The organism is Corticimicrobacter sp., assembly GCF_040137905.1.
Lineage (GTDB): Bacteria > Pseudomonadota > Gammaproteobacteria > Burkholderiales > Burkholderiaceae_B > Corticimicrobacter.
Genome location: NZ_JBEFDG010000031.1, coordinates 18098 through 29241, shown reverse-complemented (window position 1 = coordinate 29241; position 11144 = coordinate 18098). Strand labels below are relative to the sequence as shown.

Annotated in this window: 12 protein-coding genes; 2 read left to right on the top strand and 10 right to left on the bottom strand. The window is 60.7% G+C overall.

Annotated elements, in window-relative coordinates; all coding sequences use genetic code 11:
* A partial coding sequence (locus ABN482_RS05310; protein ID WP_349503011.1) for a hypothetical protein occupies window positions 1-239 on the top strand: 239 nt, incomplete at its 5' end.
* Window positions 240-332: 93 nt separating this feature from the next.
* Here the strand turns inward: ABN482_RS05310 and ABN482_RS05305 are convergent.
* The 3 genes from ABN482_RS05305 to ppsA all read right to left on the bottom strand — a co-directional run bounded on the left by ABN482_RS05305 (window position 333) and on the right by ppsA (window position 4161).
* The gene (locus ABN482_RS05305; protein WP_349503010.1) at window positions 333-1259 is read right to left on the bottom strand and encodes an SPFH domain-containing protein; all 927 of its coding nucleotides are present in this window, start codon (window positions 1257-1259) and stop codon (window positions 333-335) included.
* Window positions 1260-1358: 99 nt separating this feature from the next.
* Window positions 1359-1775, bottom strand: a complete 417-nt coding sequence (locus ABN482_RS05300) for an NfeD family protein (protein WP_349503009.1) — start codon at window positions 1773-1775, stop codon at window positions 1359-1361.
* Between the two features lie 22 nt (window positions 1776-1797).
* Complete coding sequence (gene ppsA / locus ABN482_RS05295) at window positions 1798-4161, bottom strand: phosphoenolpyruvate synthase (RefSeq protein ID WP_349503008.1); 2364 nt, start codon at window positions 4159-4161, stop codon at window positions 1798-1800.
* Window positions 4162-4328: 167 nt separating this feature from the next.
* Here ppsA and ppsR point away from each other — a divergent pair, with 167 nt between their 5' ends.
* Entirely contained in the window at window positions 4329-5174 is an 846-nt protein-coding gene (gene ppsR, locus ABN482_RS05290; RefSeq protein WP_109060741.1) for a posphoenolpyruvate synthetase regulatory kinase/phosphorylase PpsR, read from the top strand.
* A gap of 263 nt (window positions 5175-5437) precedes the next feature.
* Here the strand turns inward: ppsR and ABN482_RS05285 are convergent, their stop codons facing one another.
* The 7 genes from ABN482_RS05285 to ABN482_RS05255 all read right to left on the bottom strand — a co-directional run bounded on the left by ABN482_RS05285 (window position 5438) and on the right by ABN482_RS05255 (window position 11137).
* Window positions 5438-6226, bottom strand: a complete 789-nt coding sequence (locus ABN482_RS05285; protein ID WP_349503007.1) for a TrmH family RNA methyltransferase — start codon at window positions 6224-6226, stop codon at window positions 5438-5440.
* Entirely contained in the window at window positions 6223-6846 is a 624-nt protein-coding gene (gene rnhB, locus ABN482_RS05280) for a ribonuclease HII (protein WP_349503006.1), read from the bottom strand. The genes ABN482_RS05285 and rnhB overlap by 4 nt, the downstream gene beginning before the upstream one ends.
* A gap of 38 nt (window positions 6847-6884) precedes the next feature.
* Window positions 6885-8072: a lipid-A-disaccharide synthase gene (lpxB, locus tag ABN482_RS05275; RefSeq protein WP_349503005.1), complete on the bottom strand. Its 1188-nt coding sequence runs from the start codon at window positions 8070-8072 to the stop codon at window positions 6885-6887.
* A complete protein-coding gene (gene lpxA, locus ABN482_RS05270) occupies window positions 8069-8869 on the bottom strand; it encodes an acyl-ACP--UDP-N-acetylglucosamine O-acyltransferase (RefSeq protein ID WP_349503004.1) in 801 nt (266 codons plus the stop codon). Before lpxA ends, lpxB begins: the two co-directional genes overlap by 4 nt.
* 14 nt (window positions 8870-8883) lie before the next feature.
* Window positions 8884-9336 (bottom strand): 3-hydroxyacyl-ACP dehydratase FabZ, encoded by a 453-nt coding sequence (gene fabZ, locus ABN482_RS05265; RefSeq protein ID WP_349503003.1) that lies wholly within the window; start codon window positions 9334-9336, stop codon window positions 8884-8886.
* An 87-nt stretch (window positions 9337-9423) separates the two neighbouring features.
* Window positions 9424-10551: a UDP-3-O-(3-hydroxymyristoyl)glucosamine N-acyltransferase gene (gene lpxD / locus ABN482_RS05260; RefSeq protein ID WP_349503002.1), complete on the bottom strand. Its 1128-nt coding sequence runs from the start codon at window positions 10549-10551 to the stop codon at window positions 9424-9426.
* Window positions 10552-10555: 4 nt separating this feature from the next.
* Window positions 10556-11137 (bottom strand): OmpH/Skp family outer membrane protein, encoded by a 582-nt coding sequence (locus ABN482_RS05255; RefSeq protein WP_349503001.1) that lies wholly within the window; start codon window positions 11135-11137, stop codon window positions 10556-10558.
* Between the last annotated feature and the right edge of the window lie 7 nt (window positions 11138-11144).

Sequence of the window (11144 nt, the reverse complement as noted above, 5' to 3'; positions counted from 1 at the left end):
CAACCCTGATCCTGGCCACAGTGATCTGGGTCAGCCCCGATTCTGGCGGTTTTATTTCTGGTCTTGGTGGACTCATTGCCTTCAGTGTCCTGGTGCTTGGCAACATGCTTAGTTTGTTGCTCAACATCCTGAATATTGGCCTGAGCGAAACGCCATCCCGAAGGTTGCGATACTTGACCTCGGCACAGATATTCCTGCTGCTCGTTGCTGGCGCTGGTGTCGCATGGATGTTGTTGTAGGTATTCGATCGCACTGCATCAGCAAAGTACCCATATGAAAAAAGCCGCGCCCGGGATTTCCCGGCGCGGCTTTTTTCCTTCGCAAGCGGCAGATTATTTGCCGGCCTGCTTCACCACCGTCATGGCCGAGGCAATCAGCCCACCCACATCGGCCAGGTTGGCCGGCAGGATCAGCGTATTGCCTTCCTTGGCGACATTGCCAAAGGCTTCGACATAGCGCTCTGCCACCTTCAGATTGACCGCTTCCATGCCACCCGGATTCTGGATCGAAGCGGCGACCTGGGTGATCGCCTGTGCCGTGGCCTCGGCAATCGCCAGCACGGCGGCCGCTTCACCCTGGGCCTGGTTGATCTGGGCCTGCTTTTCACCCTCGGAACGGGCAATGGCGGCTTCGCGTTCACCAGTGGCGATATTGATCTGCTCCTGGCGGCGGCCTTCGGAGGCAGCAATCAACGCCCGCTTTTCACGCTCGGCGGTGATCTGTGCCTGCATGGCACGCAGGATTTCGTTGGGCGGCGTCAGATCCTTGATCTCGTAGCGCAACACCTTGACGCCCCAGTTGAGCGCAGCATCATCCAGCGCCGATACGACCGTGCTGTTGATCAGGTCGCGCTCTTCAAAGGTTCGATCCAGTTCCATCTTGCCGATGACCGAACGCAACGTGGTCTGGGCCAGTTGGGTGATGGCGATCACATAGTTGGACGAACCATAGGAGGCCCGCATCGGGTCAGTCACCTGGAAGTACAGGATACCGTCGACCTGCAGTTGCGTGTTATCGCGCGTGATGCAGACCTGGCTGGGCACATCCAGCGGAATTTCCTTGAGCGAATGCTTGTACGACACGCGCTCGATGAACGGAATCACGAAGCCGGCACCAGGGGACAGCGTACGATCGTATTTGCCCAGTCGTTCGACAATCCAGGCGTTTTGCTGCGGCACGATGGCGATGGCCTTGATGATGAACAGCAGCGCCAGCGCGACCAGGATCAGCAAGACAATGGTAGAGTCGGACAGAAACATGGTCATATCCCCATAAACAGTGAATGAGCGGCTCGGCGTACTGGCCATAGCCGCCAGGAAAACAGCACACGGATGATTTCCGTGTGCTGAAGCGAAGATCTAGCGTGGTCGCACGACCAGCCGCGAGCCACGCAGGGCGACGATTTCGTGCACCCCGGTGGTACGGGCTGCGCCCGGCTCGAGCTCGGCCTGCCAGGTGGCACCACGATACTGGACAGCCGCCAGTCCGTTGTCGCCCCACTGGCTGACCTGCACGCTGCGACCGATATCAAGATTGACATCGGCATTGCGGGCCGAATTGACTTCCCGCTTCTTGAGAAACCCCGACTTGCGCAGCGTCAGCAGCCCAAGCAGGGATACCAGCGCACATGCGACCAGTTGCCATGGCAAGGCCAGGCCGGCCAGTGCGGCCAGCCCGCCACCGGCGAAGCCGAGAGCGATCAGCAGCAGGTAGAACGTGCCGCTGCTCAGTTCGCCGATCAGGGCCAGTGCAGCAAGGCCAAACCATATCCACATCGCAGTGCACTCCTTTTGGTTCTCAGTCGACCAGTTTCTGCCAGGTATCGACCACCGTGTCCGGATTCAGCGACATGGACAGGATACCTTCCTGCTTGAGCCACTGGGCGAAATCGGGATGGTCGCTGGGGCCCTGGCCGCAGATGCCGACGTACTTGTTGGCCTTCAGGCAAGCCTGGATCGCACGGCGCAGCATGAACTGCAGTGCAGGATCACGCTCGTCGAAATCAGCGGCCAGCAGTTCCATGCCCGAGTCGCGATCCAGGCCCAGGGTGAGCTGGGTCATGTCGTTCGAACCGATGGAGAAACCATCGAAATGCTCCAGGAACTCATCGGCCAGGATGGCGTTGGACGGCACCTCACACATCATGATCAGGCGCAGCCCGTTCTGGCCGCGCTTGAGGCCATGCTGCGCCAGCAGGTTCACGACCTTTTCGGCCTGGCCCAGCGTACGCACGAACGGCACCATGATTTCGACGTTGGTCAGACCCATCTCGTCGCGCACCTTCTTGAGTGCTTCGCATTCCATGCGGAAGCACTCTTCGAATTCGCCGGCGATGTAGCGCGACGCGCCGCGAAAGCCCAGCATGGGGTTCTCTTCCTCGGGCTCATAGCGCGAGCCGCCGATCAGCTTGCGGTACTCGTTCGACTTGAAGTCGGACAGGCGCACGATGACGGGCTTGGGGTAGAACGCGGCCGCGATGGTGGCAACCCCTTCGGCGACCTTGTCGACGAAGAAGGCACGCGGGCTGGCATGACCGCGGGCAGCCGATTCGACGGCTTTCTTGAGTTCGCCATCGACATTGGGATAGTCCAGGATCGCCTTGGGGTGGACGCCGATGTTGTTGTTGATGATGAACTCGAGACGGGCCAGGCCGACACCGGCGTTGGGCAGTTGCGAGAAATCGAAGGCCAGTTGCGGGTTGCCCACGTTCATCATGATCTTGACGCCGATTTCGGGCATCTCGCCACGACGCACTTCCTCGACCTCGGTTTCGATCAGGCCGTCGTAGATGCGGCCTTCGTCGCCTTCGGCGCAGGACACGGTCACGTTGGCGCCGCCGATCAGGATATCGGTGGCGTCACCGCAGCCCACCACGGCCGGGATGCCCAGTTCGCGCGCGATGATCGCCGCGTGGCAGGTACGACCGCCGCGGTTGGTGACGATGGCGGCGGCGCGCTTCATCACGGGTTCCCAGTTGGGATCGGTCATGTCGGTGACCAGCACGTCGCCCGGTTCGACCTTGTCCATTTCGGAGATATCGCCCACCACGCGCACCTTGCCGGCACCGATCTTCTGGCCGATGGCACGGCCCGTGGCCAGCACGCTGCCGGTCGCCTTCAGGCGATAGCGCTGCTGCACGTCGTGCTTGTCCTGCTGCGACTTGACCGTCTCGGGGCGCGCCTGCAGGATGTAGATCTTGCCATCGATGCCGTCACGACCCCATTCGATATCCATCGGACGCTGATAGTGCTTCTCGATGATGACGGCGTAGCGGGCCAGTTCGATGACCTCGTCGTCGGTCAGCGAATAGCGGTTGCGCTCGGTCACCGGGATATCGACCGTACGCACGGCGATGCCTTCGGTACGGGCCGGATCGAATTCCATCTTGAGCAGCTTGGAACCGATGCGGCGGCCCACGATGGGATAGTGTCCCGATGCCAGGGTCGGCTTGAAGACATAGAATTCGTCGGGGTTGACGGCCCCCTGCACCACCATCTCACCCAGGCCGTAGGACGAGGTGATGAACACCACGTCATCGAAGCCGGACTCGGTGTCGAGCGTGAACATCACACCCGAGCTGCCACAGTCGGAACGCACCATGCGCTGGATGCCGGCCGACAGGGCGACCTCGGCATGGGCATAGCCCTTGTGCACGCGGTACGAAATGGCGCGGTCGTTGTAGAGCGAAGCGAACACGTGACGGATCTTGTCCAGCACGTCATCGATACCGACGACGTTCAGGAAGGTTTCCTGCTGGCCGGCGAACGAGGCGTCGGGCAGATCCTCGGCCGTTGCCGAGGAACGCACGGCAAACGAACCCTTGCCGTCTGCATCGAGCTTGGCAAAGGCTGCGCGTACATCGCGATCAAGCTGTTCGGGGAAAGGTGTATCGATGATCCATTGACGAATCTCGCCACCAGCCTGGGCCAGTTCGCGCACATCATCAGGATTGAGCGTGGTCAGGCGATCAGCGATTTTCTTGTCCAGGCCGGTCGCGGCCAGGAAATCACGGAACGCTTCTGCTGTGGTGGCAAAGCCGCCGGGTACGCGTACGCCGGCATCGGACAACTGACTGATCATCTCACCCAGCGAGGCGTTCTTGCCGCCTACCGAGTCAACATCCGTCATGCGGAGTTGCTCGAATGGAACAACATAAGACATTGAAGTCACCTTTAATACAATGGAAGAAAGCGGATTTGGTCAGTACGTGCCCCGCGCTGCGGCTTCGCCTCATATACTGGCCAAATCGGCCTTGGAATCACCAAGGTTGACTCGCAGTCGGATTGTACGCCTTTGCGCACTTTTTTTTCAGTGAAATACCCTTACATATGCAAAATCAAGCACCTGAATCGCCCATCCAGCGCATCGTACTGATCGTCTCCGACGGCACCGGCATCACGGCAGAAACCTTCAGTCACGCTGTCCTCTCGCAATTCCAGTCGGTCAGCTTCCAGCAGATGCGCATTCCCTTCATCGACACGCTGGAAAAGGCTGCCGAAGTGGCCGAGCGCATCGACCGCTACACGCAGGAACGCGGCCAGCCCCCCATCGTTTTCAGCACCCTGGTCGACCAGCAGATCCTGGCACGGGTTCGCCAGTCGAGCGGCATTTTCCTGGATCTGTTCGGTACCTTCGTGGCTCCCATCGAGGAAGCCCTGGGCGTGAAATCCAGCCACTCAGTGGGCCGTACCCACATGGGCGTGACGTCCGAGCAGTACCGCAACCGGATCGAGGCAATCAACTTTACCCTGGGCCATGACGACGGGCAGTTCGTGCGAGAACTGAGCCAGGCCGACGTGATCCTGGTCGGCGTATCGCGTTGCGGCAAGACCCCCACCAGCCTCTACCTGGCCATGCAGTACGCCATCAAGGCTGCCAACTATCCGCTGATCCCCGAGGATTTCGAACGCAACACCCTGCCCGCCACCCTGCTGCCCTGGCGCCACAAGCTGTTCGGTCTGTCGATCAATCCGGAACGCCTGTCCGAAGTGCGCAACGAGCGTCGTCCCAACAGCGTATATGCCTCGCTCGAACAATGCCGCCACGAAGTGGCCGAAGCCGAGCGCATGATGCGCCGCGAAGGCATTTCCTGGCACTCCACCACGACCAAGTCCATCGAGGAAATCTCGACGACCGTGATGCAGGCGATGAAGCTGGGCAGCACGACGTATTGACAATCATGAAATTCAAATACCAACCGTACTATGAATACATTCTTAGTAGAGAAAGCTTCATGGATGGCGAGCTTTCCGCAGACGAAATCGAGCGAAACATAGGCTTTTTAGTAGATGATCTCAGAAATCATTTCCTTGAAATCGGAGGGATCGTTGAGTTGGAGGACAATGGCATTATTTCCATAACCAGCAACATTGCTCGACAAGAATGTGACAATATCGTCGCATCCTACCTTTCTAATCTACACCTACTTGCACACAAATTAAGTTAACCTGCTGCTTTGCTGCTGGCGCCGCTGCTCGAACAGGCACAGCGCAGCCGCGACGGCCACGTTGAGCGACTCCACCCTGTCCTGCTCGTGCGGAATGCGGATGCGCAACCCGGCGGCCTGCAGCAGGGCTGGATCGACCCCCTGCCCTTCATTGCCGAACACCCATACACAATCCTGTGGCAGTGCGCTGTCATACAGGCTGCGGGCCTGCTCCAGCGTCGTCGCGGCAAGCGGGATGGCCAGTCGCGGCAACAGCACCTCGGGTACGATCTCTTCGTGCAACGCCACGACGAAATGCCCGCCCTGCCCCGCACGCAGTGCCTTGGGGCTCCAGGCGGACGCGGTGCCCCTGGACAGAAACAGACGACGTATACCTGCCGCCGCTGCAGTACGAATCAGGGTGCCCAGGTTGCCAGGATCCTGGATGCGGTCGAGCCAGACAGCATTCTCGCTGATGAGATCCGGCAGTGCCGGCACAGGCCGGGCGGCCACGAAAAGAATGCCCTGGTGACTTTCGACTTCGCTGAGGCGGGCAAACAGCGCATCAGGTACGCACAGAATGCGTGATGACTCGACCTGTGTCAGGATCGCCGCGATATCGGTCTGTCCCAGGCGGCTCTGCGCTGCGACGGCACATTCAGGCAGGCCATGATGCAGCAGCCAGGCCTGGCACAGATGCACGCCATCAAGCAGGATGCGATCGCGCTGACGTGCCGGACGTTCGCGCAGCATGCGTAACTGCTTGATCTGCGGATTCTGATCCGATGTGATGTGTTTCATGCGTCTTGCCCAGCGGAAGGCAACAGGCAATTGCGTACGGGGGCAAAGCTGGTTCGGTGCGCCGGGCATGGGCCATGCTCGTTCAGACGTGCAAGATGCAACGCCGTGCCATAGCCCTTGTGGCGATCGAATTCATACTGAGGGTATTGCTTGTGCAAAGTCAGCAAATAGGCATCACGCGCTGTTTTAGCCAGGATGGAGGCTGCTGAAATGGCCTGCACCAGTGCATCCCCCTTGACGATCGTCTGTACTTGACAGGCCAGCTTCGGTGCCCGATTGCCGTCAACCAGTGCCAAGCTGGGCTGGACCACCAGCCCTTGGACGGCACGCTGCATCGCCAGCATGGTAGCCTGCAGGATGTTCAGACTATCGATTTCGGCCACATCCGCACAGGCGATGTGCCAGGCCAGAGCCTGTGCCTGGATCTGCACCGCCAGTTGTTCGCGGCGTCGAGCCGTGAGCTTCTTGGAGTCCGCCAGCCCCTCGATGGGACGTGCCGGATCGAGGATCACGGCTGCCGCATAAACCGGCCCTGCCAGTGGCCCGCGGCCGGCTTCATCGACACCGGCCATCAGGCCAGCGACGTCAGGGATGCAAGTAAACAGATCGGGTTGCTGCATATGAAAACTCAGTGCATTGAGCCGAGACCGCGTTCAAGTCAGGCCCGGCCATCGGCCACGTCGAGGATGACGCGTGCAGCCAGCCCCGGCGTATCCAGATCCAGATCCTGGTGAAGCGCAGCAAAGCGTTGTTCCACACGCGCAATGTGTGCATCGTCGGTCAAGGCCTGCCAGGTTGCCTCGGCGAGCTTGTCCGGTGTGGCATCGTCCTGCAGCAATTCGGGCACGGCAAAATCCTGCAGCAGGACATTCGGCAACCCTACCCAGGGCACATAGGGCCGCTGCTGCCCGGATTTCCAGGCCATGATGCGGCGCATCCAGGGAGACAGAACGTAGGAAATCACCATCGGCCGCTTGAACAGGGCGGCCTCCAGCGTGGCCGTGCCGCTCGAGAGCAGCACGGCATCGGCGGCCTCCATTGCATCCCAGGCGCAAGGCCGCTGGTCCTGCTGCGAGAGACAGATCAGTCCAGGAACGGGATGCTGCACGAGGATCTGCTCGAATTGCGCCCGCCGTTCCTGGTTGGCCATCGGTGCAATGCAGACCAGGTTCGGATCGCGCTTTCGCAGCAATTGCGCTGCCTGCAGGAACCGTGGGCCCAGCAATTCGATCTCGGAGCGACGGCTGCCCGGCAGTATGGCCAGGATACGGGCCTGTTGATCCAGCCCCAGGCGCGCCCGGGCCGCCGCGCGATCAGGCTTGTGTGGAATGACCGACGCCAGGGGGTGCCCGACATACGTCACCGGCACACCCGCATCGCGGTAGATCTTTTCCTCGAACGGAAACAGCACCAGCATATGCGACACGGCCCGCTTGATCGCATGAATGCGGTCATAGCGCCAGGCCCAGATCGAAGGCCCGACAAAGTGCACGGTCGGCACGCCGGCATCGCGCAGATGTTGCTCCAGCCTCAGGTTGAAGTCAGGCGCATCCACACCCACGAAGACAGAGGGAGGCTGGGCCAGCCAGCGCCTGCGGACATCCCGGTAGATACCCAGCAGCCTGGGCAGGCTCTTGATGGCATCCACATAACCGAATACGCTGAGCGCATGCATGGGATGCCAGAGTTCGAACTCCCTGGACTGCATGTTGGGGCCACCGATGCCCTGACAAAGCAGGTTTGCATCGGAAGCCTGCAGCCCCTCGATGATGCGGGAGGCAATCAGGTCGCCGGAGGGCTCGCCGGCAACCATGCCGACCACCCTGTTCCCGCTGCCTGTACTCATTTGCGTGCGATGCCGCGGGTGCTCTGAGCCAGGAAGTCGAGGATCAACTGCAGTTGGGCTGCCGCTTCAGGAGCGACTGCAGTACGCTGGCGATCGAGTTCGGCCACGGCATCGGCCAGCGAAAGGCCTCGCCGATAGATGATCTTGTAGGCATCGCGCAGTGCCGAGATGACCTCAGGCTGGAACTGGCGGCGCTTGAGACCTTCGCTGTTGATGCCGGCTGGCAGGCAGGGATTGCCACCAGCCATGACGAACGGGGGCACATCCTGCACCAGCGAGCTGTTGCCGCCGATCATGCAGTGCGCCCCGATCTTGGTGAACTGATGTACGCCGGTCAGGCCTCCCACGATGGCCCAGTCGCCAACATGCACATGTCCACCGAACTGCACCGAGTTGGCAATGATCGTGTGATCACCGATCAGGCAGTCATGGGCGATATGCACATAGGCCATGATCCAGTTGTGACTGCCCACCCGTGTCACGCCGCCATCCTGTACCGTACCGGTATTGAGAGTGCAGTACTCGCGCACGGTGTTGTAGTCACCGATCTCGAGGCGGGTCAATTCACCAGCATACTTCTTGTCCTGTGGCATGCCGCCGATCGAACAGAAGCGATAAAAATGGTTGTGGTGCCCGATGCGGGTGTGACCATCGATCACGCAATGCGGTCCAATGCGCGTACCCGAACCAATGGTGACATGGGGCCCGACGATGCTGTAGGGGCCGATGGTCACGTCTTCGCCGATCTGGGCGGCCGGATCGACCAATGCTGTCGGGTGAATGCTGGGCGCTGCCATGGTAGCTACCTCGTTCAGTCGGAAAGAGAGCGGATTGCACACATCAGTTTGGCTTCGGCCACGACCTGGCCATCGACCAGTGCCTTGCCGCGATATTTGCACATGACCCGGCTGATGCGCTCGGCCTCGACCTCAAGGCGCAACTGGTCGCCCGGCACCACAGGGCGGCGGAAACGGGCTTCATCGACGCCGACCAGGTAGTAGGCCGTATCCTGGCCCGCATCATCGGAACCGCTGACCTCGGGGAACGAGAACAGCGCCGCTGCCTGGGCCAGTGCTTCGATGATCAGCACACCCGGCATGACTGGCATGTGTGGAAAGTGTCCTTCAAAGAAAGGTTCGTTGATCGAAACGTTCTTGATGGCGACGACCCGTTCACGTGGCACCAGTTCGAGCACGCGATCAACCAGCAGCATCGGATAACGATGCGGCAGGCGTTTCTGAATTTCCTTGATGTCCAGTTCCATGGTATGCACTCTATTGTAATTATGGCAGGGGAGCAGCCTGCTGTGCGTACTGCACAGCATGATGGCCGACTCCCACCGCAATGATGATCACGATTCCGAGGATGCGCCCTGCTCCAGGCTGCGCACTCTGCGCCGGATCTGGGCAAGCTGCTGCAGAACGGCTGCATTGCGCTGCCAGTCCGCATGCTCGGCATAGGGAAAGACGCCAGTGTAGCGCCCGGGCTTGAGGATGTCGGACGTCACGGCGGTGCCACCCGAAATATGGACATCGTCGCCCACGGTCAGGTGACCGGAGAACATGGCTGCCCCGCCGAGGGTGCAGCGCTGTCCGATGGTAGTCGAACCGGCAATCCCCACGCAGGCGGCAATCGCTGTATGGTCGCCGATCCGGCAGTTGTGGCCGATCATGATCTGATTGTCGATCTTGACGTCGTTGCCGATCACCGTGTCTTCGAGCGCGCCACGGTCAATGGTGGTATTGGCGCCGACTTCGACATCGTTGCCCAGTACCACCCTGCCGAACTGCGCAATCTTGCTCCAGCCACCGCGAGCCTGATGGTGGTCGGGCGCAAAACCAAAGCCATCGGCTCCCAGGACCACACCGCTGTGGAGGATGGCGCGGGCACCGATCTGCACGCGGGCATACAGCGTGACCCGGGGATGCAGCAGGGAGTCCTCACCGATCACGACGTTGCGACCGATGATGCAGGCAGCCTCCAGTACCGTGCGGGCACCGATCCTCGCGCCGTCTTCCACCACGCAGCCGGGGCCGATGCGCACGTCTTCGCCAAGTTCGGCATTGGGCGACACAACCGCAGTGGCGTGTATGGCAGATCCGCAGGCGTCGGGAACAGGCTGGAGCGCGCGCTCGAACCACTGGGTCAGGCGTGCATAGAGCAGGTAGGGATTATTGCAAAGTACACGTACCCGATCTGACCAGCCTGGCCCTGCCTGCAGGCAGGCCTGGTCGATTTCTGGCGTGACGATGACTGCGCGGGCCTGGCTTGAGAGCAATGCCTGCAGATACTTCTTGTTGACGGCAAAGCTGATTTCGCTTTCACCGGCTCCCGCCAGCGAGCCGATGCCGGCAATGACCGGCCAGGCGGTCTGGCCGGTGGTGCCTCCCAGCAGGCTCCATTCGAGCCCCTGGGTATCGGTTTCAGCCATCAGGCGGTCCAGCGCGGGCGCCGCCGACAGGTTGAGCAGCAACGGCATGTGATTACTTGTCCAACGCCTGGATGATCCGATCGGTGATATCGATGCGCGGATTGACCGTGACGGCATCCTGCACGATCAGGTCGTAGTTGTCCTGCTCGGCAATCTGCTTGATCGCGGCATTGGCCTTCTCGACGATAGCCGAGAATTCTTCGTTGCGGCGGCGGTTGAAGTCTTCCTGGAATTCACGGCGCTTGCGTTGCAGGTCCATGTCCAGGTTGGATAGTTCTCGCTGGCGGCGTACCCGGTCCGACTCGGACAGGACAGGACCGTCTTTCTCGAACTTTTCGGCTTCGCTGCGCAGGTTGTTGGCCAGACGCTGGAGTTCGGTATCACGGCGGCTGAATTCGGACTCGATCTTGGCCTGTGCATCCTTGGCGGGCTTGGAGTCACGCAGAATCCGCTCGGTGTTCACGAAGCCGACCTTGGCGCCCTGCGCATGTGCCGGAGCAGTCATCATGCCTGCCGACACGGCCAGGGCACATGCTGCCAGCAGCCCGCGCCCGCCAGCCGACAGAAGGCCGGTCCGACGACCAGGCTTCGATTCGGCAGACTGATTGGATTGCAGGGTAATTGCTGACTTCATAAAAGTA